23 protein-coding genes and 1 tRNA gene are annotated in these 25,838 nt (G+C 67.0%); 16 read left to right on the top strand and 8 right to left on the bottom strand.

The annotated features are described in order from the left end of the window. Window positions 1–8: 8 nt before the first annotated feature. A complete protein-coding gene (gene fabB / locus ACUSIJ_RS00515) occupies window positions 9–1,232 on the bottom strand; it encodes a beta-ketoacyl-ACP synthase I (RefSeq protein WP_449306390.1) in 1,224 nt (407 codons plus the stop codon). 307 nt (window positions 1,233–1,539) lie between these two features. Continuing rightward, window positions 1,540–2,067 carry a 3-hydroxyacyl-[acyl-carrier-protein] dehydratase FabA gene (gene fabA, locus ACUSIJ_RS00510; RefSeq protein ID WP_449306389.1) on the bottom strand — a complete coding sequence of 176 codons (528 nt, stop codon included), beginning with the start codon at window positions 2,065–2,067 and terminating at the stop codon, window positions 1,540–1,542. A 477-nt stretch (window positions 2,068–2,544) separates the two neighbouring features. Between fabA and ACUSIJ_RS00505 the strand changes: the two genes are divergently transcribed. Together ACUSIJ_RS00505 and ACUSIJ_RS00500 are read left to right on the top strand one after the other, a co-directional pair. Next, window positions 2,545–3,261: a pyrimidine 5'-nucleotidase gene (locus tag ACUSIJ_RS00505; protein WP_449306388.1), complete on the top strand. Its 717-nt coding sequence runs from the start codon at window positions 2,545–2,547 to the stop codon at window positions 3,259–3,261. 586 nt (window positions 3,262–3,847) lie between these two features. Further along, entirely contained in the window at window positions 3,848–4,702 is an 855-nt protein-coding gene (locus ACUSIJ_RS00500) for an MBL fold metallo-hydrolase (protein ID WP_449306387.1), read from the top strand. Here the strand turns inward: ACUSIJ_RS00500 and ACUSIJ_RS00495 are convergent. Further along, entirely contained in the window at window positions 4,686–5,888 is a 1,203-nt protein-coding gene (locus tag ACUSIJ_RS00495) for a pyridoxal phosphate-dependent aminotransferase (RefSeq protein WP_449306386.1), read from the bottom strand. The genes ACUSIJ_RS00500 and ACUSIJ_RS00495 overlap by 17 nt on opposite strands. A 264-nt stretch (window positions 5,889–6,152) precedes the next feature. Here ACUSIJ_RS00495 and ACUSIJ_RS00490 point away from each other — a divergent pair, with 264 nt between their 5' ends. The 5 genes from ACUSIJ_RS00490 to rpsA all read left to right on the top strand — a co-directional run bounded on the left by ACUSIJ_RS00490 (window position 6,153) and on the right by rpsA (window position 10,638). Next, the gene (locus ACUSIJ_RS00490) at window positions 6,153–6,368 is read left to right on the top strand and encodes a hypothetical protein (RefSeq protein ID WP_449306385.1); all 216 of its coding nucleotides are present in this window, start codon (window positions 6,153–6,155) and stop codon (window positions 6,366–6,368) included. A gap of 26 nt (window positions 6,369–6,394) precedes the next feature. Further along, window positions 6,395–7,594 carry a PQQ-dependent sugar dehydrogenase gene (locus ACUSIJ_RS00485; RefSeq protein ID WP_449306384.1) on the top strand — a complete coding sequence of 400 codons (1,200 nt, stop codon included), beginning with the start codon at window positions 6,395–6,397 and terminating at the stop codon, window positions 7,592–7,594. A 247-nt stretch (window positions 7,595–7,841) separates the two neighbouring features. Further along, window positions 7,842–7,918 (top strand) — tRNA-Met (locus tag ACUSIJ_RS00480). A 267-nt stretch (window positions 7,919–8,185) separates the two neighbouring features. Then, on the top strand, window positions 8,186–8,596 hold the full coding sequence (locus tag ACUSIJ_RS00475) for a DUF4332 domain-containing protein (protein ID WP_449306383.1): 411 nt from the start codon (window positions 8,186–8,188) through the stop codon (window positions 8,594–8,596). Window positions 8,597–8,934: 338 nt separating this feature from the next. Beyond that, window positions 8,935–10,638, top strand: a complete 1,704-nt coding sequence (rpsA, locus tag ACUSIJ_RS00470) for a 30S ribosomal protein S1 (protein ID WP_449306382.1) — start codon at window positions 8,935–8,937, stop codon at window positions 10,636–10,638. Window positions 10,639–10,734: 96 nt separating this feature from the next. Here rpsA and ACUSIJ_RS00465 read toward each other — a convergent pair whose 3' ends face one another. Next, window positions 10,735–13,533: an autotransporter domain-containing protein gene (locus tag ACUSIJ_RS00465; protein ID WP_449306381.1), complete on the bottom strand. Its 2,799-nt coding sequence runs from the start codon at window positions 13,531–13,533 to the stop codon at window positions 10,735–10,737. Window positions 13,534–14,130: 597 nt separating this feature from the next. Between ACUSIJ_RS00465 and sppA the strand changes: the two genes are divergently transcribed. Genes sppA through ACUSIJ_RS00425 form a run of 8 tightly spaced genes read left to right on the top strand, consistent with a single transcriptional unit; the run spans window position 14,131 to window position 21,163 of the window. Further along, a complete protein-coding gene (sppA, locus tag ACUSIJ_RS00460) occupies window positions 14,131–15,138 on the top strand; it encodes a signal peptide peptidase SppA (protein ID WP_449306380.1) in 1,008 nt (335 codons plus the stop codon). Window positions 15,139–15,197: 59 nt separating this feature from the next. Beyond that, a complete protein-coding gene (ihfB, locus tag ACUSIJ_RS00455; RefSeq protein WP_449306379.1) occupies window positions 15,198–15,536 on the top strand; it encodes an integration host factor subunit beta in 339 nt (112 codons plus the stop codon). Between the two features lie 44 nt (window positions 15,537–15,580). Further along, a complete protein-coding gene (locus ACUSIJ_RS00450; protein ID WP_449306378.1) occupies window positions 15,581–15,973 on the top strand; it encodes a lipopolysaccharide assembly protein LapA domain-containing protein in 393 nt (130 codons plus the stop codon). After that, on the top strand, window positions 15,963–16,664 hold the full coding sequence (locus tag ACUSIJ_RS00445; RefSeq protein ID WP_449306377.1) for a phosphoribosylanthranilate isomerase: 702 nt from the start codon (window positions 15,963–15,965) through the stop codon (window positions 16,662–16,664). Before ACUSIJ_RS00450 ends, ACUSIJ_RS00445 begins: the two co-directional genes overlap by 11 nt. 25 nt (window positions 16,665–16,689) lie before the next feature. Continuing rightward, window positions 16,690–17,979 (top strand): tryptophan synthase subunit beta, encoded by a 1,290-nt coding sequence (gene trpB / locus ACUSIJ_RS00440; protein ID WP_449306661.1) that lies wholly within the window; start codon window positions 16,690–16,692, stop codon window positions 17,977–17,979. Next, the gene (trpA, locus tag ACUSIJ_RS00435; RefSeq protein WP_449306376.1) at window positions 17,976–18,809 is read left to right on the top strand and encodes a tryptophan synthase subunit alpha; all 834 of its coding nucleotides are present in this window, start codon (window positions 17,976–17,978) and stop codon (window positions 18,807–18,809) included. Before trpB ends, trpA begins: the two co-directional genes overlap by 4 nt. A gap of 27 nt (window positions 18,810–18,836) precedes the next feature. Further along, the gene (accD, locus tag ACUSIJ_RS00430; RefSeq protein WP_449306375.1) at window positions 18,837–19,784 is read left to right on the top strand and encodes an acetyl-CoA carboxylase, carboxyltransferase subunit beta; all 948 of its coding nucleotides are present in this window, start codon (window positions 18,837–18,839) and stop codon (window positions 19,782–19,784) included. A gap of 59 nt (window positions 19,785–19,843) precedes the next feature. Next, window positions 19,844–21,163: a bifunctional folylpolyglutamate synthase/dihydrofolate synthase gene (locus ACUSIJ_RS00425; protein WP_449306374.1), complete on the top strand. Its 1,320-nt coding sequence runs from the start codon at window positions 19,844–19,846 to the stop codon at window positions 21,161–21,163. Between the two features lie 3 nt (window positions 21,164–21,166). Here ACUSIJ_RS00425 and ACUSIJ_RS00420 read toward each other — a convergent pair whose 3' ends face one another. The 4 genes from ACUSIJ_RS00420 to pncA form a co-directional block, all read right to left on the bottom strand. Continuing rightward, window positions 21,167–22,216, bottom strand: a complete 1,050-nt coding sequence (locus tag ACUSIJ_RS00420; protein WP_449306373.1) for a YcjF family protein — start codon at window positions 22,214–22,216, stop codon at window positions 21,167–21,169. Window positions 22,217–22,228: 12 nt separating this feature from the next. Beyond that, complete coding sequence (locus ACUSIJ_RS00415; protein WP_449306660.1) at window positions 22,229–23,641, bottom strand: YcjX family protein; 1,413 nt, start codon at window positions 23,639–23,641, stop codon at window positions 22,229–22,231. A 152-nt stretch (window positions 23,642–23,793) separates the two neighbouring features. Beyond that, entirely contained in the window at window positions 23,794–24,321 is a 528-nt protein-coding gene (locus ACUSIJ_RS00410; RefSeq protein WP_449306372.1) for a SixA phosphatase family protein, read from the bottom strand. 105 nt (window positions 24,322–24,426) lie between these two features. Further along, a complete protein-coding gene (gene pncA, locus ACUSIJ_RS00405; protein ID WP_449306371.1) occupies window positions 24,427–25,053 on the bottom strand; it encodes a bifunctional nicotinamidase/pyrazinamidase in 627 nt (208 codons plus the stop codon). A 356-nt stretch (window positions 25,054–25,409) separates the two neighbouring features. Between pncA and irrA the strand changes: the two genes are divergently transcribed. Continuing rightward, window positions 25,410–25,829, top strand: a complete 420-nt coding sequence (irrA, locus tag ACUSIJ_RS00400; RefSeq protein ID WP_449306659.1) for an iron response transcriptional regulator IrrA — start codon at window positions 25,410–25,412, stop codon at window positions 25,827–25,829. Window positions 25,830–25,838: the final 9 nt, after the last annotated feature.

Here is a 25,838-nt window from a genome sequence, read left to right as displayed (position 1 = left end):
CGCGTCTCCTAGGCTTCGAGACGCTTGAGGACGAGCGTGGCGTTCGTCCCGCCGAAGCCGAAGGAGTTCGACATCACGCAGTTGAGCGATACGTTGTCGAGCCGCTCGCGGACGATGGGCATGTCCGCGAAGGCGGGATCGAGTTCCTCGATGTTGGCGCTCTCGGCGATGAAACCGTTGTTGAGCATCAGCAGCGAATAGATCGCCTCCTGCACGCCCGCCGCGCCCAGCGAGTGGCCGGTGAGGGACTTGGTGGCCGAGATCGGCGGGCAGGCCTCGCCCGCGCCGAAGACGCGGCGGATGGCGTCGATCTCCGGCCCGTCGCCGGCGGGCGTCGAGGTGGCGTGCGGGTTGATGTAGTCGACCGGCACCTTCACCGTCGCCAGGGCCTGGCGGATGCAGCGCTCCGCGCCTTCGCCCGAGGGCGCGACCATATCGTAGCCGTCCGACGTCGCGCCGTAGCCGGCGATCTCGGCGTAGATCTTGGCCCCGCGCGCCTTGGCGTGCTCCAGTTCCTCCAGCACGAGAACGCCCGCGCCGCCGGCGATGACGAAGCCGTCGCGGTTGAGGTCATAGGCGCGCGAGGCGATCTGCGGGGTGTCGTTGTACTTCGAGGACATCGCGCCCATGGCGTCGAAGAGCACCGAGAGCGTCCAGTCGAGCTCCTCGCAGCCGCCGGCGAACATGACGTCCTGCTTGCCGAACTGGATCATCTCGGCGGCGTTGCCGATGCAATGGGCGGACGTCGCGCAGGCGGAGGAGATGGAATAGTTCACGCCCTTGATCTTGAACCAGGTGGCGAGCGTGGCGGAAGCCGTCGAGGACATCGCCTTCGGCACGGCGAAGGGGCCGACGCGTTTCGGCCCCTTGGTGCGGGTGATGTCGGCGGCCTCCACCAGCGTGCGCGCCGACGGACCGCCCGAACCCATGATGATTCCGGTGCGCTCGTTCGAGATATCGGAGGTCTCGAGACCCGAATCGGCGATGGCCTGATCCATGGCGATATGGTTCCAGCCCGTGCCGCCGCCGTGGAAGCGCATGGCGCGCCGGTCGACGTAGTCCTCGGGCTTGATCGTGGGAGCGCCGTGCACCCGGCAGCGGAAACCCAGATCGGCATATTCCTGCGCGAAAACGATACCGGAACGCGCCTCGCGCAACGAACCCAGCACTTCCTGCGCGTTGTTGCCGATGGATGAGACGATCCCCACCCCGGTCACCACGACACGTCTCATCGCGAAATTTCCCTCTATTGCCTTATGAAGCGTTTGCAGCCGGTGGCCACTTTCCCGATACCCGACGTCGGCGGCGGGCGCAAACTGCTGAAACCATATAAACTGCGGGCCGCCGTGCGCAACCGCGGACGCGCACGCACGGCACATCCGTGTTGTCGCGGGCCGCGAACCACATCGCGCCATATGGCGACGGGGCAGGGCGGTGTCCAGTCACCCGGCGCGGTGTGGAGTTGCTCATGGTTCCGGCTCAATGTGTTCCGGAACGCCGAATCCGCATCCGTCGCCGCACCCTGCCGCGTTTCCGGGCTCAGGCCCCGGCGGCGGCCGTGTCGTCGGCCGTGAACAGCCCGACCCGCAGGTCCTTGGCCGTGTAGATGCGCTTGCCGTCGGCCTCCAGCCAGCCGTCAGCGATGCCCAGAACCAGCTTGGAGCGGAAAACCCGCTTGAGGTCGACGCCGTAGACCACCTTGCGGATGTTGGGCAGCACCTGATCGGTGAACTTCACTTCGCCCACGCCGAGCGCCCGCCCGCGCCCGGGCGCGCCGAGCCAGCCGAGGAAGAAGCCGACGAGCTGCCAGAGAGCGTCGACGCCGAGGCAGCCGGGCATGACCGGGTCGCCCTTGAAGTGGCATGAAAAGAACCACAGGTCCGGCCGCACGTCGAGCTCGGCCGTGACGGCGCCCTTGCCGTGCTCGCCGCCATCTTCGGTGATGGAGGTGATACGGTCGAACATCAGCATCGGCGGCAGGGGCAGTTGTGCGTTGCCGGCACCGAACAGTTCTCCCCGCCCACAAGCGAGAAGCTGCTCATAATCAAAACTCGACTGGCGCTCCATGTCCCCCGGTCGTTCCTTTCATCTTTTCGTCATCGTTCAGAATGCAAATGCCCTTGACTCCTACCCTGGAGCGGCACCTGACGGCGAATCTGAAATTGCAGCGCGAATTCAAACTGTTGCATCGATAGAAGCGGCGCGCCGGACGATTCCGGCCTTTTTGCACGCTGCCTCGTTCGGCGCTTCCTAACATATTGCCCGCCCGCCTGAAAGCGGCGCAGGCGAGTTTATGTTGTCCTACAGGCTTGATTCTGCAAGATCGGAGTCGGAAACGGGGCCGGGGTCAAGGCCGGGATCGAGGTTTGGCGAAGCTGTTCAGCTCACGATTCCGCTATTGCGCGGGGTGCCGGAGCTGTTGCGGCCACGGTCCGCTCGCCGCCCTTGAGAACGTCGCCCGCCTGCATCATCTTGGTTGGCCCCGGCGGGCACGGTCTCGCCCGGCGAATCGGCCGAAACGTCAACAGGGAGCGCAAATCGGGAATGGCGGAGAAGGCAAACGGCGTTTCTGCAGCCGCCAGGTTCGCGCATGTCGACACCTGGATATTCGATCTCGACAATACCCTCTACTCGCACGAATCGGGCCTCTGGCCGCAGGTGGACACCCGCATCACGCTCTATATAGCCGCGCTGCTCGGGCTTGACGCCATCTCGTCGCGCGCCTTGCAGAAGTATTACTATTATCGCTACGGCACCACCCTTCGCGGCCTGATGCACGAGTACAACATCGATCCGCACGCGTTCCTCGATTTCGCCCACGACATCGACTACTCGGCCCTGGCCGACAATGTGCGGCTGGGGCAGGCGGTGGCACGGCTTCCCGGCCGGCGGTTCATCCTCACCAACGGTTCCAGGGGGCATGCCGGCGCGGTGGTGGCGCGGCTCGGCATCACCGGGCTGTTCGAGGACACATTCGATATCGTCGACGCCGAATTCGTGCCCAAGCCCGAAGCGCAGACCTATGCGCGCTTCCTCGACCGCTTCGGGATCGATCCGACGCGCTCGGCCATGTTCGAGGATCTTTCCGCCAACCTCGCCGTGCCGCACCAGCTCGGCATGCAGACGGTGCTCGTGCTGCCGGCGACGCTCGATCCGCACCGGGAAGCCCACGAACAGGCGCGGTCCACGGCCGTCCACGTGGCGCACCACACGACCGATCTCGCGGATTTCCTTAGCGGAATCATGCCCCAGATGTCGTGAAAGTGACACGTGCGGCAACGCACTGATGATTCGTGTCAATAATGCTACTTCAGTGACCATTGAAGTGAAGCCGCTCGGCGCGAGTACCTCGCGCCCCGCGTTTCAGTGATCCCTTGTCGCCGGCGTGTCATGCACGTCGGTGCCTGGCTCGGCAGCCTGTAGAGCGGACCGTCCGCGGTGCCCCCTCCCGTTCTCAGGCTGCCGGGCTGTTTTTTGCCTGCCCCCCGACGACCGGCCGGCGAGGCACGTTCCGATCTCCGGCGGATTATGGGACAGAGCCGAGAGCATAGAGCCGGCGTCACGTCTTCCCCTTGCGCATCGAACCGGACAATGCGCGCGCTTTCTGCTTCGATACGGTCATGGCATCCGTGTTCCCGGGGAAAAACCGGCGGCGCAGGGTGGACAGGTTCGATTATATTGTCGAACAGTTATAGGGTGCAGTATCGCACGCCTTGCCGATGCGAATGCTGATAGGCTGCTTTTCATGAGTGCACTGACGCAACCTGTGGCGGGCTCTCTTGCCCAAGCCGTGCAGCACCCTCCAGCCGATATGTTGTCGGTGCGTTTTTGGGGGGTACGCGGCTCGTTGCCGGTTTCAGGGCCCGAGTACGCCGTTTTCGGCGGCAGGACGTGCTGTGTCGAGGTCCGTTGCGGCGAGCGGCTGTTCGTCGTCGACGCCGGCAGCGGCATTGCGCCCCTCGGCAACGCGCTGACCGGCGGCAAATGCCCTGCGGACGACGAGCCGGGAAGCGTCATCGACCTGCTGCTCAGCCATCTGCATCTCGATCACGTCATCGGCCTGCCGTTCTTTGCCCCCGCCCTCGGCCGCCAGAACACCATCCGCCTCCATGTCGGCAATCTCGGCGGCGCCGATGGGCGGGAGGCGCTCGATCGCCTGTTCTCGCCGCCGCTGTTTCCCGTGCGTCTCGACGATCTGCCGGCGCAGTTCCGGTATGTCGGTTTTCGCGCCGGCGAGACCCTCAACTTCGATGACGGCTTCAAGGTCGCGACCTGCCCGCTGTTCCATCCGGACGGGGCAAGCGCCTATCGCTTCGACTTCCACGGCCGGCGGGTATGTTATGTGAGCGACGTCGAGCACGGGACCAACTGGCCGCCGGCAGACCTCACCGCCTTCGTGGCGGATGCCGATCTCGTGATCTTCGACGCGATGTACGAGGTCGAGGAGTACGCCCGCTGCAAGGGATGGGGCCATTCGACCTGCGAGGCGGGGCTCGTGCTGTGCGACGCCGCCAAGGCGAAGGCGATGGCGGCCTTCCATCTGCACCCCCGCCATAACGACGAGCGTCTCGGGCTCTACAACGACAGGCTGAACGCCGCGCTGCCCGGCTCGTTCGTCGCACGCGACGGCCTCGCCGTATCGTTTCCCGCTGTTGCCAACGGGAAACGATCGGAAAATCAAATGATTATTTCAGGCTGTTGACAAACTGCTGGATGCGGTGGCCGGCCTGTTCGAGCTTGTCGTTCGACGTGGCGTAGCTGACGCGGAAGTTCGGGCCGGAGCCGAACGACGAACCGTGCACCGTTGCCACGCCTTCGGCGGCGAGCAGTTCGAGCACGAAGTCCTCATCCGTCTCGATGACCTTCCCCGACGGCGCCCTCTTTCCGATCAGCGGCGCGACCGAGGGATAGACGTAGAATGCGCCCTCGGGTGTGGGGCAGGTGATGCCCGGCGTCTGGTTCAGGATCGAGACGATGAGGTCGCGCCGGCCCTCGAACGCCTTCTTGAACACCGCAAGATGATCCTGCGGCCCGTCGAGCGCCTCCACCGCCGCCCATTGCGAGATCGAGGAGGTTCCCGACGTCTGCTGCCCCTGCACCATGTCCATGGCCTTGATCAGCGTCTCCGCGCCGGCGGCGTAGCCGATGCGCCAGCCGGTCATGGCATAGGCCTTCGACACGCCGTTGATGGTCAGCGTGCGCTCGTAGAGATTGGGCTCCACCTGCGCCGGCGTGACGAACTCGAAGTCGCCATAGACGAGGTGTTCGTAGATGTCGTCGGTCATCACCCAGACTTGGGGATGGCGCACCAGCACATCGGTCACGGCCTTCAGCTCGTCCCGCGTATAGGCGGCGCCGGAGGGGTTCGACGGCGAATTCAGCACCACCCACTTGGTCTTGGGCGTGATGGCGCGCTCCAGGTCTTCCGCCTGCAGCTTGAAGCCCTTGTCGATACGGGTCTCGACAATGACCGGCGTCCCGCCGGTCAGCGCCACGATCTCGGGATAGCTCACCCAGAAGGGGGCCGGAATCACCACCTCGTCGCCGGGGTTCAGGGTGGCAAGAAATGCGTTGTAGATCACGTGCTTGCCGCCGGTTCCCACAATGACCTGCGAAGGCTTGTAGTCAAGCTCGTTCTCCCGCTTGAACTTGCGCGAAATGGCTTCGCGAAGCTGCGGAATGCCGGCCACGGGGGTATACTTGGTCTCGCCACGCCGGATGGCCTCAATGGCCGCGTTCTTGATGTTGTCCGGCGTATCGAAATCGGGCTCGCCGACCGACAGCGAGATCACGTCGCGACCCTGGGCTTTGAGATCGCGGGCTTTCTGCGTCAGCGTGATGGTTGCGGACGGCTTGATGCGTGACAGAGCATCGGCGAGAAAGGCCATGATCGAAAGCTCCTTGAGAGTGGCTTGGATGGCGGGCGAACGCCGCCCGCTTCGGGAACGCTGAATTCCCAAGGCGTGAAACCTAGTCCCGCCAGCCGGAACTGGCAAGCCGGAAACGCCGCGCGGGGCCGCGCCCGCCGTGGAACCTATCGTTAACCCAGTCGTTAACCTGAGCAGGCGCCGCGCGGCGATTTCTGCCAGAGTGCGCAGCACGTGGCCGCACGGGCAGGATGACAGCGCGGATAGAAACGACGGGAGCCGGACATGGGAAAAACTGATCCGATCCGTATGTCGGATTATCATCACAGGCGCGTGGTAGCCTTCGCGCCGAATGAAGCCGCGCGGCAATTCAGGATCTCGGCGATCCTCGCTGGCGCGATTATCATGGCCACGCTGGCTGTGGCGGCCGGTGCGCTGTCCACGCCGCCTCATCAGGCGCAGGCGCCTTCGGCTGTTCTGGTGCTGCCGCGGGCATCCTGACCGTCGCCATATTCGAAGAGGGTTTCATGGCGCTGCGCAAGATTGCCGACGGCATGCGTCGGGGTGTGGTCGCAGGCGCGTTCGCCCTGCTGCCTGCGGGCGGGCTTGCGACGGCGCTGGCGGCCATTGCCGTCGCGGCGGCTGGTGCGCAGGAAACCGCAACGCATGGCGAACGCACGGAAAAGGCCGAGATCACCGTCACGACCGTCGCCTCGGGGCTGGAGCATCCATGGGGTATCGCCTTCCTGCCGGACGGCTCGTTTCTGGTGACCGAACGGCCGGGGCGGCTTCGCCGGGTGGAGGCGAACGGCAGCCTCTCGGCGCCTTTCGCCGGCGTGCCGGCGGTCTTCGCGCGCGGGCAGGCAGGCTTGCTCGACATCGCCCTCGATCTGGAATTCGCGGCCAACAACGTCGTGTACATTGCCTATGTCGAGCCCCGTGACGGCGGATCCGGGATCGCGCTGATTCGGGCCGTCGTCGATCTGCCGAGCCGCGCGCTCTCGCAGGTGGAGGTGATCTACCGCCAGAACGAAACGTTCAGCGGCACGGCCAATTTCGGCGTGCGCGTGGTTCCCGCCGAGGACGGCCTGCTGTTCATCACCATCGGCGACCGGTTTACGACGCGGGACAAGGCGCAGGATCTCGACAGCCATCTCGGCAAGGTCCTGCGCATCAATACCGACGGCAGCGTCCCCATCGACAATCCCTTCGTCGGCCAGGACGACGCGCTGCCGGAAATCTGGTCGATCGGACACCGCAACCCCCAGGGCGCGGCGCTCCACCCGGTCACCGGCGAGCTGTGGATTGCGGATCACGGCCCGCGCGGCGGCGACGAGATCAACATCGTCCGCCGGGGGCTCAACTACGGCTGGCCGATCATCACCTACGGCGTGGACTATTCGGGCGCGCCGGTGGGCATCGGCACGGCGCGGGAGGGGCTGGAGCAGCCCGTTTATTACTGGGTGCCGTCGATCGCGCCATCCGGCCTGGCGTTCCATCGCGGCGGCCGCATCGTGCCCTGGCGCGAGAGCCTGTTCGTCGGCGCGCTGGCCGGGCAGGCGCTGGTCCGGCTGGAGGTGGCGGACGAGACCGTCACCCACGAGGAGCGCCTGCTCACCGGGCTGAACGAGCGCATCCGCGACGTGCGCACCGGGCCCGACGGCTATCTCTATCTGCTGACCGACAGCGACGACGGCCGCATCCTGCGCGTTTCCCCGGCACAGTGAACCGTGCCGAGATGCGGCTTCCTCGGTGCGCGGCGCCCCTATGAATATGCGGGGCTCGTTCTGCGCGAGGGAGCGTCCATTCCGTGCATGGTCAACCGATAGCAATATATGTCTGGTGGCATCCGGGCCGAGATTGCGGCCGGAGCCATCAAGCGCCTTGACAGACGTGGCGGCTATTTCCTATATCCGCGGGGTCAGGTGCGCGACGCAGTTGCGCGGCCGGAACGTCTTTACGGTTTTCGGCCACGGCAGTGTAGCTCAGTTGGTGAGAGCGCCGGATTCATAACCCGGAGGTCGGCAGTTCAAGTCTGCCCACTGCTACCAATCCGCATTCATCCGCAGCCCTTTGTCTCGCCGGCATCGGCCCGCCCGGTCGCATCCCGGCGAGGGCGCCTGCGTTATGGGCCGCCAATGCGGCGGGAATATTGGAGCGGATCTCGCACTTTCGCCCTGTTTGCTGTTGCGTCCAAGCTGATGCCGGCATAGCGTCATGGTCTAGCAGGCGATTTCTGCAAGCCGAACTGTTATTCACGCGAGAAATTGCCGCTCTGTGCAACCGTCTGTTGGTATCGGATGTGAAGGGGGCAAGTCGTGACATCATATGCAATCGGCAGTATTGAGGGCATCGGAGAAAACCACGTGGAAGCGCTGAAGGCCGCGGGCGTCGCGACGACCGAGGCGCTGCTGGAGCGTGGGCACGATCCCAAGGGACGCAGGGAACTGGTGGCCGCTACCGGCATCGACGATGGGCTGATCCTCCGGTGGGTGAACATCGCGGATCTGCTGCGCATCCACGGCGTGGGCAAGGAATATTCCGATCTGCTCGAGGCCGCGGGCGTCGACACCGTCAAGGAACTCAAGCACCGCAACGCCGCCAATCTCACCAAGGCGCTGGCCGAGGCCAACGAAAAGGGCAATTTCGTGCGCGCGCTGCCCAGCGAGAAAGTGGTCGAGAAGTGGATAGAGGAAGCGAAGGCATTGCCGCCGCTGCTCACCTACTGAACCGATATCCGCTGCGGGTGCGTTGAAAATGCTTGTGAACGGGGCGTTTCACGTGTAGGTTCACCCCGTCTGGCAGTCATCGCCCGCTGGTGATGGTGGGGCGCGTCAATCGCGCCCTTTTGGTGTTGGTCGCGATTGGTGTTGTGGGGATGTCGTCCGACGGCGCCCGCGCCCCTGTCTCCCGCCGCATCCTGCCGGAACTGTTCCCTACTGTCGGCCACGAGGCGCCGACCCGCTGGCTTCAGCGGAAGATCGCGTGGGCTTGCCAGGCCGCGCGGCGCCGGCAGGCGGGGACGGCCCGTTTTTCGAGCCGTCGGCGTCGTTGGTCAGGAGTTTTCATGTCCGTATCCGTTAACCATGCCCCCACCCGTGAGGATTTCGCCGCTCTTCTCGAGGAATCGTTCGGCGGTCAGGAGTCCCAGGAAGGGTCCGTCGTCAAGGGCGTTGTCGTTGCCATCGAGAAGGACGTCGCCGTCATCGACGTCGGCCTGAAGACCGAGGGCCGCGTGCCGCTGAAGGAATTCGTCGGCCCCGGCCGCGAGAGCACGCTCAGCGTCGGCGACGAGGTCGAGGTCTATCTGGAGCGTGTCGAGAACGCGCTCGGCGAGGCCGTCATCTCGCGCGACAAGGCACGCCGCGAGGAGAGCTGGGTCAAGCTCGAGAAGGCATTCGAGAACAACGAGAAGGTGACCGGCGTCATCTTCAACCAGGTGAAGGGCGGTTACACGGTCGACCTCGACGGCGCCGTGGCGTTCCTGCCGCGCTCGCAGGTCGACATCCGTCCCGTGCGCGACGTCACCCCGCTCTTGAACGTGCCGCAGCCGTTCCAGATCCTCAAGATGGACCGCCGCCGCGGCAACATCGTCGTCTCGCGCCGTACGGTGCTGGAGGAGACGCGCGCCGAGGCCCGTTCGGAACTCGTGGCGAACCTCGAAGAGGGGCAGGTCATCGAGGGTGTGGTCAAGAACATCACCGAATACGGTGCGTTCGTCGATCTCGGCGGCATCGACGGCCTGCTGCACGTCACCGATATGGCATGGCGGCGCGTCAACCACCCGACCGACGTCGTCACCATCGGCCAGCCGGTCAAGGTCAAGATCGTCAAGATCAACCACGAGACGCACCGCATCTCGCTTGGCATCAAGCAGCTCCTCGCCGATCCGTGGGAAGGCATCGCGGAGCGCTATCCGGTTGACAGCCGCTTCACCGGCCGCGTCACGAACATCACCGATTACGGCGCGTTCGTGGAGCTCGAGCCCGGCATCGAGGGCCTGATCCACGTCTCCGAGATGTCGTGGACCAAGAAGAACGTCCACCCCGGCAAGATCGTCTCCACCTCGCAGGAGGTGGACGTGCAGATCCTCGAGGTGGATCCGGTCAAGCGCCGCATTTCGCTCGGCCTCAAGCAGACCTTGCAGAATCCGTGGGAAGCCTTCGCCGAGAAGAACCCGATCGGCACCGAGGTCGAGGGCGAGGTCAAGAACAAGACCGAGTTCGGCCTGTTCATCGGCCTCGACGGCGACGTGGACGGCATGGTGCACCTCACCGACCTCGACTGGAACCGTCCCGGCGAGCAGGTCATCGAGGAGTACAAGAAGGGTGACGTCGTGCGCGCCGTCGTGCTCGACGTGGACGTCGAGAAGGAGCGCATCTCGCTCGGCATCAAGCAGCTCGAGGGCGACCCCTTCGCCGACGCCTCCGACATCAAGAAGGGCTCGACCGTCACCACCGAGGTGCTGGAAGTCAAGGACGCCGGCATCGAGGTGAAGATCGTCGACACCGACCTCACCGCCTTCATCCGCCGCGCCGAACTCGCCGGCGACCGCAACGACCAGCGCCCCGAGCGCTTCTCGCCCGGCGAGAAGGTCGACGCGCGCGTCGTTCAGTTCGACCGCAAGGCGCGCCGCATCCAGCTCTCCATCAAGGCGCTGGAGAAGGCCGAGGAGAAGGAAGCCATCGCCCAGTACGGCTCGACCGACTCGGGCGCGTCGCTCGGCGACATCCTCGGCGCCGCGCTGAAGAAGGCGACCGAGAAGAAGTAAGCCCCGGTCCGGTCCGGCAGCAAAATGGAGAAGGCCCGCGCGGTACGCCGCGCGGGCCTTTTTCGATTGGGCTCGCGGCGGCAGTGCCGCGCAGCGTCAGAACTTCCAGACGAGATTGCCCTTGAGGGTGTGGGTCTGGCTCTTCGGACCGATCTGGCCGCTGATCGACACGCCAACCGTCAGCGCCTCCACAGGCTGCCAGTCGAACCCCGCCTCGGCTACCAGCGCATTCTCGCCCACCGGCACGCCCTCGACCTTGAAGGCGTTGCCGATACCGCCGAGCGACAGCAGAACCTCCGGCCTCACGTCGCCGAAGGCGTGACGCCAGCCGATGAGCCCGCGCACGCGCAGGGGAACCGCGTCAGTGACCGAAGCTTCCGCCCGCACGCCGAGCGTCGTCGTGCCGAGATCGTAGGTTCCTGCTGGTCCCCACAGTGCGGCGGCGGCGCCGCGCTCCTGGAAGCTGTCGGTCTGGAGGCGGATGAACGACGCGCCGGCGAAGGGCTCGATCTCGCCCCCGGCGAGCGCGATGCGGTATCCGATCTCGCCGAATGCCGACAGGGTGTTGCCGCCATAGGAGACGGAGGCGCCGTCGCGGTAGCCCGGCAGCAGCACGCTGCGGCGCACCTGCGTGGTATTGAAGCTGTAGGCGCCGCCGGCGCGCAGGGACAGCGTGCCCCAGCGGGCCGACCCGTAAAGCGCGCCGAACACGCCCTCGCCAACGCCGGACGACAGACGCCTGTCGATATCGAAGGTCGTGCGCTCGTAGCCGCCGGCCACGCCGAGGCGGTAGTTGTCGCCGGGCGCGGCCTCGCCGCCGATGACGAAGCCGCCGGTTGCGGTGTCGAGCGTCGCCGCATTGCCGTCGCCGCGCGTCTGGCCCCAGGAGCCGAAGCCGGTGCCCCAGAAGCCGAACCGCGGCGGCGGAGCCGGCGGCGCCAGCGCCGCGGCGATCGGATCGATCCTGTCGGCCGCACCGCCCGCCGCCGGGGCAAAGGCGCGGGGGCGGAGCGCCGCGTCCGCTGCTGGCGCAGCGAGCGGACCCCGCAGATGGCCGAGCAGCGCGCCGTGCAGCGCCTGAGCCTGTCCATAGCCCACGGACACCGCCGACGCATGCGCCTCGCCGGTCAGAAGATCGAGCGAACGGCGCAGCGCGCCGACGTCTTCGGTCCGGGTCAGGACGACGGATTGAAAGAGGGCGCTCGCCCGGTCCACGTTCTCCAGCGCCCGCGCGGCCGCTTGCGCGTTGCGGGTCAGGGCGATGCTCGCGAACGCCACGTCGTTGCGTCCGAAGCGGACGTCGACGGCCTGCGCGCCATAGGAGACGAACGGCGCGATAAAGGCATGGCCGTCGTCCGTAACCGTCGTGAATTGTCCATGAGCGCCGCTGCCGGCCGAGACGAGGGTGTAGCGACGGTCAGGGTCGAACCGGTCGATATGGGCGTTCAGGGCGAGCGTGCCGGCGAGGTCCGCCCGGCCGGAGACGGCGAGGCGGTCCGCCTCGCCCCCGATGATATCCACGGACAGGCTGCCCGCCGCGCCCTGCCGATACGACCCGTCGATGGTGAGCGTGCCCACCGCGTCGGGGCCGCCCGGCGCGACGATGCCACCGGTGTTGAACACGCCGCCGAAGGCGTCGATCCTGCCGGACCCGTGCAGCTCGCCGCCGGAAAGATGCACGCCGGCGCCCGCGATCAGCGCGCCATCCACCACGACCGTGCCGGTGCTCACGGCGACGCCGAGAAGCGAGGTCAGACTGTGCGCCGCCGTGATATCGAGCCGCGCCGCGTCGCCCGCCACCCGGAGCGAATCGATGACCGGGTCGACATCGAGCGTGACGGCGGAACGATCGCCGATCGTGACGTTGTAGTAGCGTCCGAGGCGGCCCCAGCCGTCGAAGTTGCCGTCGACGTTGGACGGCGGGTCACCGGACCAGCCGAGACCGTCGCTCCAGAAGTGCCGCCCTTCAAGCGAAACGACGTCCCGGAGCGGATTTTCCCGTGCCAGCCAGTCGACATGATCGGGGATGGGTGTCCAGAAATTGAACGATCCATAGCCGTCACTGCCGCCGATGACGGTGCCGATCTGGATCAGCCCCTGTTCCGTGACGAGGAACATCGGCCCGCCGCTGTCGCCCGCGCCCGGCTCGCCCTGGAGGTAGGGGACCGGGAAGCCGAGCGCGTCCAGATCCGCGAAATCCGGATCGTCCGGAGACAGCGGATCCCTGAACTGGGCGAGATAGGCGACCCCGCCGCCGTCGGTTCCGCCGCCGATGCGTGTTTGCGCAATGCGCCGTTTGTTATCATAGAGCGCAGCGGGCTCGGTTCCGGTGCCGGCGAAGCCGTATCCGGCGATGGTCACGAGCGAGCCCACTTCCGGCAAGGGGTCGCCGGGCCGGTAGACGCGCACCGGCGCAACCCCGGTCACCGGGCTGCTCAGGGACAGCAGCGCGATGTCGCCCCGGCCGACAAGACCGGCTTGATAATCCGGATGCGCCAGCGCGCCGGACAGGGACCTGTCGTGCTCCGTCGCTCCGGCCGCCAGGTCGGGCGCGAAACGGATCGTGTACTGATTATTGCGGACAATGGCCTGCAGGGAATTCGTATCCGCCACGATGCAGTGCGAGGCTGTCAGGACCGTACGGGAATTGATCAACGTGCCCGTACAGTTGTTGCCGACCGGCAAGGCCAGCGAAACGACGCCCGGCAGCGCGTTCTCCCGATCCCAGAAGTTCTCGATTCCCCCCGCGGCTTCGGTGGCCAGGTCGTTCAGCGCGATGGCCCGGGCGGAAGCGGGAGCCAGAAGAGCACACGCCAACGCGACGACGGCAATATGATTCCCGGAATGATTCCAGAAGTCCCGCCCTCGCCACGCAGAAATGCCGTTCGTACTCATATGCGATTCCGTCCCCATGGATTGTTTCGACGGCAATGGCAGCGTGCATCTGTATGAACATGACCGCAGCGTCACGTTGCCCGCCGCAGACTGCGCATGATTTGTCCTATACTGAGACGAGTTCGTCAATTGTACTGCAGTTTACAGCAACGAGTTATCCATAATTGACTGTCGGAACCATGCCGCGGATGGATCGGACGACGAGGAGCTTGCCGAAAGGAGAGACCCGCCGAAATGCATGTCTGACGGGGCAGGGGACCGAAGCCACGGCCGGCGCGCTGGCGCGATAGAAGGAAATCATGCATCGGTGCCGCCGCGCCGTCTCTTGTCTTGCGCATGAGCTTTATCCGAAAAGCGGTGCCCATTTTTCTGTATGCTGCTTTATCTTTTTGTTTTCGCATCAAATTGACCCTAGGCACGGTATCCGTCTTGAGGGAGTGATGTGCGAGACATGCTGGATGGACGTTGCTTCATTGCGCTAAGCACATCCACGTAAAAGCTGTATGAAGGCGGGGCATATCAATTACTTATCAAAAATAGGGTTTTCAAAAGCGGGGGAATTGCTCTAATCTGTGCCCGGTGTTGGATCGGATCTTCATGAGTGAGAGCCGATTCTCGGTTCAGGCTAGGACGGATATGAGTTACGAGGCGGATCTCATCGCTGATCGCCGTCGGTTGCGCGGGCGCGTGACCGTCTGGCGTGTGCTTGCGTTCGTGGCGCTGCTCGCCTTGGTTGTGTCCGGCGGTCTGGCGCTGTTCGGCGACGGGGTGTCGCGCTCGCGTCCGCACGTCGCCCGCGTGAAGCTCGACGGCCTGATCACCGGCGACCAGCGCACCATTGATCTCATCAATGACGTGAGGCGCAGCAGCGCGGTGCGCGCTGTCGTCCTGCGCATCGACAGCCCCGGCGGCACCACCGCCGGATCCGAGGCGGTGCACGACGCCCTGCGGCGGCTCGCGGGCGAAAAGCCGGTGGTGGCGGTGGTCGATACGCTCGCCGCTTCCGGCGGCTATATCGCCGCGCTCGGCGCCGACCGCATCCTGGTGCGGGAGACGTCGCTCGTCGGCTCCATCGGCGTGCTGTTCCAGTATCCGAACGTGACCGAGCTGCTCGACTCCATCGGCGTCAATGTCGAGGAGGTGAAGTCGAGCCCCCTGAAGGCGGCGCCGAGCGGCCTCACGCCCACCTCGCCCGAGGCGCGCGCGGCTCTCGAAAGCCTGGTGCAGGACAGCTTCGACTGGTTCAAGCGCCTCGTGCGCGAACGGCGTGGGTTCGACGATGCGCAACTCGCGCGTGTGGCGGACGGGCGCGTCTTCACCGGCCGCCAGGGGATCGAGCTCAAGCTCGTCGACCAGCTGGGAGGCGAGCGCGAGGCGGTGACCTGGCTGACGGCCGAGCGCGCGATAGCGCGGGATCTCCCCGTGCGCGAGTGGAGACGCAGATCGCGCGGCGAGAGGTTCGATCTCATCGGCAGCGCGGCTTTCGTCGCCGAGGTCGCGGGTTTCGAGCGGTTGGCGGCGGCGGTCGACCGGCTGGGGGGTGGGATGAGCGCCCGCCGGCTTGACGGCCTGCTTTCGCTCTGGCACCCTGAGATCGAAAAATAACATTTTTTCAAGTAGATATCCGTGCCTATCCAATTAAACGATCAAAAAGAGTGGGGTTGATGATCAAATCCGAACTGGTTCTGCGGATTGCGGAGCAAAATCCCCATCTCTACCAGCGTGACGTCGAGAACATCGTCAATGCCATTCTGGAAGAGATCACACGTGCGTTGGCTCGTGGCGACCGGGTGGAATTGCGTGGATTCGGCGCCTTTTCCGTCAAGAAGCGCGATGCGCGTGTTGGCCGTAATCCCCGTACCGGCGAGACGGTGGAGGTTGAGGCCAAGATGATCCCCGTGTTCAAGACGGGCAAGGAGATGCGGCTGCGGCTGAACGGCGGGCGCGACGCCCTTGATGACGACGCTTCGGCGGCGTCCGGCCGCAAGGCCGCCGGGAACTGACGGGTACGCCGGTGACGGCACGCGTGAGAGATGAGGCATAGCAAGTGAAGACACTGGTCCGCGTATTGATTGTCCTGCCGCTGGCGCTTGTGATCATCCTGCTGGCGGTGGCGAACCGGACGCCGGTGCAGGTGTCTCTCGACCCGTTCTCCGGGGCGGCTCCGCTCGTGGCTTTTTCAGCGCCGCTGTTCGTTGTTCTGCTGGTTGCGGCGGCGGTGGGCGTCGTCTGGGGCGGGCTCGCCGTGTGGTGGTCGCAGGGGAGGTACCGTCGCGCGGCGCGCGAGCGGGCGCGGGAACTCGACCGCGTCCGGGCCGAGGCTGCGCATCAGCGCCAGTCCTCCTGGGCGCCGGCGGCCCAGTCGCAAGCCATCCGGCCGGCGGCCGGCCCGTCGTCCGCCGGCGTTCTCGCACCGCCCGCGCGAGCCAATGTCCACTGATCCAGGTAGCCCGGGCGCACCGTCGCGGGGCGTGATCAAGATTTGTGGTCTGAGCACCCCCGAGTCCGTCGAGGCGGCCGTCTCCGCAGGGGCGGACATGGTCGGCTTCGTGTTCTTTCCGAAAAGCCCGCGCCATGTCACCTATCATCGGGCGGCGGAACTCGCCGCGCTGGCGCGGCGCCTGTCGCCCGCGGTGGCCGTCGTCGCGCTGACGGTCGACGCCTCCGACGCCGAATTGACCGCCGTCGCGCAAAGCATCGCGCCGGACTGGTTTCAGTTGCACGGCAGCGAGCCGCCCGCCCGGGCGGCGCTGGTGCGGGGGCAGTTCGACGCACTGGTGATGAAGGCCGTCGGGATCGGCGATGCGTCCGACATCGAGGAAGCGCGCCACTACAGGATCGTGGCCGACAGGCTGCTGCTCGACGCGAGGCCCGCCCCCGATGCGCTGCTGCCGGGCGGCAACGGCGTGCCCTTCGACCATCGCCTGATCGCCGGGCAGGGGTTCGGGCTGCCGTTCCTGCTCTCCGGCGGGCTCACCCCGGAAAACGTGGCCGCGGCGATCGCACTGACGAAGCCCGGCGGGGTCGATGTGTCGTCGGGCGTGGAGTCCGCGCCGGGCGTCAAGGACATCGCACGGATCCACGCTTTCGCAAGGGCGGCGCGGGAAGCATTGGACACGGCCGGACAATAACAGTATGTCCCTTCGTGACCGTGCCATGAAGCCTCCAGAAACGTCCCGAGGATCTGACAGCGTGAGCAACAAGCCCAATTCCTATACCGCGGGGCCGGATGAACACGGCCATTTTGGCATCTTCGGCGGCCGCTTCGTCGCCGAGACGCTGATGCCGCTCATCTTGTCGCTCGAGAAGGCTTACGAGGAGGCGAAGGCGGATCCGGCCTACGCCGCGGCGATCGCTGCGCACCAGACACATTACATCGGCCGCCCCAGTCCGCTCTATTACGCCGACCGGCTCACGGAGGAGGTCCGCGCCCGCGCACCGGCGGGGCAGGGCGCCAAGATCTATCTGAAGCGCGAGGAGCTGAACCATACCGGCTCGCACAAGGTGAACAACGTGCTGGGCCAGATCCTGCTGGCGCTGCGCATGGGCAAGAAGCGCATCATCGCCGAAACCGGCGCCGGCCAGCACGGCGTGGCGACGGCGACGCTGTGCGCGCGCTTCGGCCTGCAATGCGTCGTCTACATGGGCGCGGTCGATGTCGCGCGGCAGCGGCCGAACGTCGTGCGCATGGAGCTCCTCGGCGCCGAGGTGCGGCCGGTGCAGTCGGGCGCGCGCACCCTCAAGGACGCGATGAACGAGGCGCTGCGCGACTGGGTGACGAACGTCGCGGACACGTTCTACTGCATCGGCACGGTGGCGGGGCCGCATCCCTATCCGGCGATGGTGCGCGATTTCCAGTCGGTGATCGGGCGCGAGGTGCGCGAGCAGACGCAGGCGCTGGAGGGCAGGTTGCCCGATTCGCTCGTCGCCTGCATCGGCGGCGGCTCGAACGCCATGGGGCTGTTCTATCCCTTCCTCGACGATCCGTCGGTGGAGATTTTCGGCGTCGAGGCGGCGGGGCACGGGCTCGATTCCGGCGCGCACGCGGCTTCGCTCGCCGGCGGGCGTCCGGGCGTGCTGCACGGCAACCGCACCTATCTGCTGATGGACGACGACGGCCAGATCGCCGAAGCGCATTCCATCTCCGCCGGGCTCGACTATCCCGGCATCGGGCCGGAACACGCCTGGCTGCACGAGACCGGCCGCGTGACCTATCTGTCCGCGACCGACGACGAGGCGCTGGCGGCGTTCCAGCAACTGTCGCGGCTCGAGGGCATCATTCCGGCGCTCGAATCGTCCCATGCGCTGGCGCGGGCGGCCGATCTCGCGGCCGCGCGCCCGCGGGAGCACGTCATGGTGGTCAACCTGTCCGGCCGCGGCGACAAGGACATCGACCAGGTATCGGAGCGCCTCGCAGCCTCCGCCGGGGAGGGAGCCGGAGCATGAGCCGCATCGAACGCCGTTTCGCGCGGCTCAACGAGGAAGGGCGCGCCGCGCTCGTCACCTACATCACGGCGGGCGATCCGGATTACGAGACGTCGCTCGCCGCCATCAGGGCGCTGCCGGAGGCGGGCGCGGACATCATCGAGCTCGGCATGCCGTTCACCGATCCCATGGCGGACGGGCCGGCGATCCAGCTCGCGGCGCAGCGCGCGCTGAAGGGCGGCCAGACGCTTGCCCGCACCCTCGATCTCGTGCGCGCCTTGCGCGAGCGCGACGCCGAAACGCCGGTCATCCTGATGGGATATTACAATCCGATCTATATATATGGGGTCGAGCGCTTCCTGGCCGACGCGAAGGCGGCGGGCGTGGACGGCTTCATCGTCGTCGACCTGCCGCCCGAGGAGGACGAGGAGCTGTGCCTGCCGGCGCTCAGGGCAGGGCTCGCGTTCATCCGCCTCGCGACGCCGACCACCGACGACGCGCGTCTGCCCACGGTGCTCGCCAACACGAGCGGTTTCGTCTATTACGTCTCCATCACCGGCGTGACGGGGACGGCGGTGCCGGATTTCGAGGCCGTCACGGCTTCCGTCGGCCGCATCAAGCGTCATACGGACTTGCCTGTCGTGGTAGGTTTCGGCGTGCGCACCGGCGAGCATGCGGTGGCCATCGCGCGCGGCGCGGACGGCGTCGTGGTCGGCTCGGCGGTGGTGGATGCGCTGCGCGGCTCGCTCGATGCCGAGGGGCGGGCGGGCGCGGGCACCGTGCCGGCTATCACGGCGCTGGTGCGGGAACTGGCGGACGGGGTGCGTTCCGTTTCCAAACGCAAGGCCTGATCCGAAGCACCTTGAGAGAGAGTTGCGATGAACTGGATTTCCGACGTCGTTCGGCCGAAGATCAAGACGCTGTTTCGCCGCGAGGTGCCCGAGAACCTGTGGATCAAGTGCCCCGAGACCGGGCAGATGGTGTTCCACAAGGATGTCGAGGCCAACCTCAACGTCATTCCCGGATCGAACTATCACATGCGCCTTGGCGCGCTGCAGCGCCTGAAGATCACCTTCGATGACGGGGTGTGGGAGGACGTGGCGGTGCCCGACGTGGGGCTCGACCCGCTGAAGTTCCGCGATGAGAAGCGCTACACCGACCGTGTGCGCGACGCGCGCGCCAAGACGGGCCTTGCGGACGCCATCAAGGTCGGCGTCGGCGCGATCGAGGGATCGCCCGTGACGGTCGCGGTGCAGGATATCGACTTCATCGGCGGCTCGCTCGGCCTTGCCGCGGGCGAGGCCTTCATCAGGGGCGCCGAGACCGCGATCGAGCGCAGCACGCCGTTCGTGATCTTCACCGCCTCGGGCGGGGCGCGCATGCAGGAGGGCATTCTCTCGCTGATGCAGATGCCGCGCACCACCATCCTGGTCGACCGTCTGCGCGAGGCGCGCCTGCCCTACATCGTGGTGCTGACCAACCCGACCACCGGCGGCGTGACGGCCTCCTACGCGATGCTCGGCGACGTGCATATCGCGGAGCCGGGCGCGCTCATCGGCTTCGCCGGCCCGCGCGTCATCGAGCAGACCATCCGCGAGAAGCTGCCGGAAGGCTTCCAGCGCGCCGAATATCTGCACGAGCACGGCATGGTCGATCTCGTGGTGCATCGCCATGAGCTGAAAGCGACCCTCGCGCGCCTTTGCCGGCTGCTCACCCATCAGCCGAAGCCCGTCGTCGCGGAGCCCGAGCCGCAGGACGACGACGAGGCCGTTGTCGAGGCGGAGCTGGAAGCCGCCCTGCCGGCGGCCGACAGCCGCCCGTCATGATGCGCACGCCGCGTTTTCCAGCCGCCGGGGTGTTCGCGATCCGGGCCGGAGGCGTTTGAATGGAATCGTCCGAGGCGTTGCTGGCGCGCTTCCTCGCGCTGCACCCCAAAGTCATCGACCTGTCGCTGGAGCGTATCGAGCGCCTGCTGGCGAAGCTCGGCCATCCCGAGCAGCGGCTGCCGCCGGTCATCCACGTCGCCGGCACCAACGGCAAGGGCTCGACCATCGCCTTCATGCGCGCCATCCTCGAAGCGGCGGGGCTCGTCGTGCATGTCTATACGTCGCCGCATCTCGTGCGCTTTCATGAACGCATCCGGCTGGGTCGGCCGGGCGGCGGGCGGTTCGTCGGCGAGACCGCTCTGGTCGAGGCGTTCCGTCACTGCGAGGCGGTGAACGCCGGGGAGCCGATCACCTTCTTCGAGATGACGACGGCGGCCGCGCTGGTGCTTTTCGCCGCCCATCCCGCCGATGTGCTGCTGCTGGAGGTGGGGCTCGGCGGGCGCCTCGACACGACCAACGTCATCGCCGAGCCCGCCGCCGCCGTGGTGACGCCGGTGTCGCTCGACCACGCCGATTTCCTCGGCGACAGGGTGACGCTGATCGCCAAGGAAAAGGCCGGCATCTTCAAGCGCGGCGCGCCCGCCGTGATCGCGCCGCAGGACCCGGAGCCCGCCGCCGTGCTGGAGTCGGAGGCGGACCGCATCGGCGCGCGCCTGTTCGTCGGCGGGCAGGATTTCACCGTGCACGAGGAGAGCGGTCGCCTCGTCTATCAGGACGAACGGGGCCTGCTCGACCTGCCGACGCCGCGCCTTTCCGGCCGGCACCAGCACGTGAACGCGGGCACGGCGATTGCCGCGCTCAGGGCGGCCGGGTTCGGCAACCTGCCGGTGAGCGCCTTCGAGGCCGGGATGCTGCGGGTCGACTGGCCCGCCCGTCTGCAACGGCTGGCGCGCGGACGCCTCATCACGCTGCTGCCGGAGGGCGCGGACCTGTGGCTCGACGGCGGCCACAATCCGGACGGCGGGCGGGTGCTGGCGGCGGCCATGGCGGAGATCGAGGAAAGGAACCCCGCGCCGCTCGTGCTGGTGTGCGGCACGCTCGGCACCAAGGATTCGGACGGCTTTCTGCAACCGTTCCGGGGCCTCGTCAAGGAGGTGCTGGCGGTGCCCATCCTGTCGCAGGTGGCGGCGCGTCCGCCCGAGCAGATCGCGGAGATCGCGCGCAAGGCGGGTTTCCAGGCCTCGCATTTCGGCAGCGTCGAGGCGGCGCTGGCCTCGATCCATGACACGGTCTGGGAGCGTCCGCCGCGCGTGCTGATCGCGGGTTCGCTCTACCTCGCCGGCGACGTGCTGGCTGCCAACGGCACGCCGCCGCAATAGATTTTACCCGGCGGCTGTGGAACCGTTCGCCGCGGCCTTGCCGCTGTCGAACAGGCCGGCGGCCACGTCGGTGAAGCGCGGCGGCTCAACCGCCGCGAAGGGCAGGGGGCGGCAGACCTCGATGGCCGCAAGCCCGACGCGCGCCGTCAGCAGTCCGTTGAGCACGCCCTCGCCGAGCTTGGCCGAGAGGCGGGCCGCGAGCCCCAGCCCCAGCACCTGCTGGATGATGTCGTCGCCGACCGCGATGCCGCCCGTCACGGCGAGATGCGAGAGCACGTTGCCGGACAGGCGCAGGAAGCCGAACAGGCCCGGCCGGCCGCCGTAGAGCGCCGCGATCCGGCGCACCATCCGCGCGCAGGCATAGATGACGAAGACCACGTCGATGATGGCGCGCGGGCTGACCGCCGTCACCAGCGACACATGCTTGGCGCTGGTGGCGACGATGCCGCGGGCCGTGCGATCGAGCGGCGCCAGCAATTCCCGTTCAGCGACCGTCAGTCTGTCGGCCGCGTCGATGATCGTATCCGGTCCGATGGCTGCGAGCGCGGCGCGGGCGCGGGCGGTTTCGGGGCGCGCGGCATAGATCGCGAGCAGGCTGTCGACCACGGCGGCGGCGGCCTTGTCGTCGTTGGTCTCGCGCGCGGCAACCGCCTTGCGGTGCAGCGCCTCGATGCGCCGCTCGCGCAGGATGCCGCGCAGCTCGCGCAGCAGCACGGCAACGAGCGCGACGAGCGCGATCGCCGCAAGCGCCAGCGCCGCCCAGCCGAGCGCCGGCGCGGTGACGAGAAGCTCGGACACCATGCGCTCGACGCCGAGTACGATCCACAGCAGCAGCAGCCCGCCGACCGCCGACACGAGCAGGCCGAGCCATGGGGCGCGCAGCTTGCGCGCCGGCGGCGCGGGCAGCGCTTCCTCGTAGGGCGTGTCCGGCTCCTCCACCAGAACGGTGTCCCGGTCGAGCCGGGTTTCGTGCGCGTCCTCGGACGCATGCTCCTGCCCCGGCGGACGGTCGTCGGCGGGATCGAGGCGGAAGGCGCGCGGGGCTCGGCTCATGGTCGACAAGTCCTACAACAGCCGGTCGCCGATGAGAAATTCAATCGCGCGATCGAGGCGGATATGCGGCAGCGGCGGCAGCCGGCCGGCCGCGTCCGGCGTGCGCAGCGGCGGGCGGAAACGCGGAAAGCGCAGCGCGCCGGGCGCGATGCCACCGGTGAAGACGGCGTGGGGGTCCTCCGGCAGCTCGCCCGGGAAGACGGCGGCCTCCGTGTTGCCGTCGAACACGTCGTCGCCGATGCGCTCATTCGCCTCGGGCGTGCCGATGATGGCGGGCAGGGTCTCGCGGCCGGCGCGCACGCTGCCCTCGCGGGTGGCGCGCACCGAGGCGAGCGCCAGCGTATCGACCCGCGCGCCCGCGCCCCGGGTGCGCCGCAAGGCGCGATCGACCAGGAGCCGCAGGATGGCCTCGAGCCGCGCATGGTCCGTGCGGTGCAGGTGATCCGCCTTGGTGGCGGCGAACAGCACACGGTCGATGCGCGGCGCGAAGAGCTGGCTCAGCAGGGAATTGCTGCCGGCGCGAAAGGCGATCAGCACCTGATCGAGCGCTTCTTCGAGCTCCGCCAGCGCCAGCGGCCCCGAATCGAGCGCCGAGAGCACGTCGACGAGCACGATCTGCCGGTCGAGGTGGGCGAAATGATCGCGGAAAAAGGGACGCACGACATGGGCGCGGTAGGCGTCGAAGCGCCGTTCCATCTGGGCGTGCAGGCTGCGGGGCGCGGGCTCCCGCCCCGGCGGGATATCGAGCGGCGAGAAGGTGAGGGCGGGAGACCCCGCGAGGTCTCCGGGCATCAGGAACCGGCCGGGCGGTGTCGTCGCGACGCGCTCCGGCCCTTCGCGCAGGGCGGCGAGGTAATCCTTGAACAGCGCGCTGAGGCGCGCGATCTCGGGCTCGCTCGCCGGCTCCCGCGGGTCGATTTCGGCGAGCGCCGCGTGCCACGGGGCGGCGCTCGCCGCGCGCAGGGGCATGCGGCTCGCGGTCAGCGTCTCGCGCGACCAGCTCGAAAAGCTCTTGTCGATCAGCGCGAGATCGACCAGCCATTCGCCCGGATAGTCCACGATATCGATGGCGAGGCTCGCCGGGCCCGAGCGCCAGCCCATCCTGCGCTCGTATTCGATGAGGACGCGCAGCTCCGCGATCCGGGTGGTCGACTCGGGCCAGCGCCGGAGCGGTCCGCCGAGCATGGCGAGGTGCTCCTCGAAGGGGAAGCGCGGCACGGCGTCGTCCGGCTGGTCGTCGAGCAGGGCGCGCTTGATGCGTCCCTCGCTGGAGGCCCGGAACACCGGCATGGGCGTCACGCCGACGAGATGGTGGACGAGCGCCGTCGTGAACACCGTCTTGCCCGAACGCGACAGCCCGGTGACGCCGAGCCGCACGCGCGGCGACACGACATTGGAGGCATAGGATCCGAGATTGCGCAGCAGATCGACGGTGGAGTCGAATGACGATGGGACTTTCACAACAGGCGCTGTCCGAACTCAAGAGCGAGCGCGCAGACTACGCGCTTTGTCCCGTTAGAGCAAAATGCATTGAATCCGAATCGCCATCTTTCCGGTTTGATGCGGTAGCGCCACCGTCAATCGTCGTCGTCGGAGAGGCTGCGCGGGGTGACGAAACGGTCGAGGCTGCCCGAGCGCGTTTCGATGTCCCGCCAGTCCTCGATGTCGAAATCGATAACCGCGAGGCCCCCGGTCGGATATTTCTCCGCCAGCAGGCGGCGTGCCTCCGCGTTGCCGCCGCCGATCAGGAAGCGCGCGAGATCCTCGAAGCCGGGATTGTGCCCGACGAGCAGCAGCGTGCCGACGGAGGGTTCCACCTCGCGCACGATATAGAGCAGGGCGCCGGGCCGGGCCTCGTAGATGCGCCTGTCGAAGCGCACGGGCACCGAACGGCTGAACTCCTGCTCGACCAGATCCCATGTCTCGCGCGTGCGGCGAGCGGTCGACACGACGGCGAAGTCGGGGATGAGGCCGTGCGATTCGATATAGGCGCCGATGCGCGGCGCGTCGGCGAGACCGCGCCGACCAAGCGGGCGCTCGTGATCGGCGATGCCGTCGGGCCAGTCCGATTTGGTATGACGAAGCAGTATGAGGCGTCTGGACATATTGCTGAACCGATCCCGTGCAGGCAGGCGAGTCCAAGATGGTGAGCGGTAACCTACTCGAAAAGACGAGTTCTGCTACTATTTCAACATGCCATAACGATTTAGTTAACCGATTGCCGCCGACGTGATGCGCTCCACACCGGCGCCGGCCATCTCCCGCCACGCGGCGGCGAGGGAGCCGCTGAGATCGATGCCGCGGCAGGCGTCCTCCACCACCGTCACGGCAAAGCCGAGGCGACGCGCGTCGAGGGCGCTCCAGGCGACGCAGAAGTCCGTGGCGAGGCCCGCCAGGACGACGTGCGCGAAGCCGCGCTCGCGCAGATAGCCGTTAAGGCCGGTCGGGGTGGTGCGGTCGGCCGCGAAGAAGGCCGAATAGCTGTCGATATCGCGGTGGTAGCCCTTGCGGATGATGAGCTCCGCATGCGGCACGTCGAGTGCCGGATGGAACCCGGCGCCGTCGGTGCCCTGCACGCAGTGGTCCGGCCACAACGTCTGCGGGCCATAGGGTAGGGAGATGGTGTCGTAGGGAACCTTGCCCGGATGCGATGAGGCAAACGATGCGTGCCCGGCCGGATGCCAGTCCTGCGTCAGCGCGACATGCTCGAACTGGCGCGCCAGGCGGTTGACCACGGGCACGATCTCCTCGCCGCCCCCGACCGCGAGGCTGCCCTGCGCGATGAAATCGTTCTGCACATCGACGATGAGCAGCAATGTGTCAGATTGACGCGCCATCCGATGCTCCTCGCCCGTACCGGAACCGCCCCATGCCTGCCTCCTTCTTAGGTTGCATCAGATCATGGCACAAGCGCTGCATTTCAGTATTATGACAACGCCCTAGACCGCAACCGGAAATTGCTCCGCCATGCGCGGGGCGCAGGCGGGCATGAAGCGTATTGGGCGTGCGAGGCGCTTCGGCTCTTGCAGCAATTGCAATCCATTCTTATGATAGGTCAAATATTTGATCCGTGACGTGCAGGCGGGAGATGGCGAAGGTGGCGAATATTCAGGTCAGGACGATCGCAGTGGAGGATCCGGAGCAGGACGCGCCGGTTCCGGGCGCGGTTGTCGGCAGCCGCGTTCCGCAGGGGATGAGCAAGGGTTGCCCGGTTCACCAACTGCGTGAGGAACTGCGCCGCGCGGGCCTGCGTCCCACCCGGCAACGCATCTCGCTGGGGTGGCTGCTGTTCGCCAAGGGCGATCGCCACGTGACGGCGGAAATGCTGTACGAGGAGGCGACGCGCGCGCGCGTGCCCGTCTCGCTCGCGACGGTCTACAACACGCTGCATCAGTTCACCGAGGCCGGCCTGCTGCGCGAACTCGCCGTGGACGGGTCGAAGACCTATTTCGATACCAACGTGTCGGACCATCATCATTTCTTCGTCGAAGGCGAGGACGATCTGGTGGATATCCCGCACTCCGGTCTGGCCCTCGAGAAACTGCCGGATGTCCCGGAAGACATGGAAATTGCCCGCGTCGACGTCGTCGTGCGGCTGCGCCGCAAGTCCTGACGGCCGCAA

It is taken from the genome of Pseudochelatococcus sp. B33, from assembly GCF_053570585.1.
This window is presented reverse-complemented; position numbering and strand designations above follow the sequence as displayed.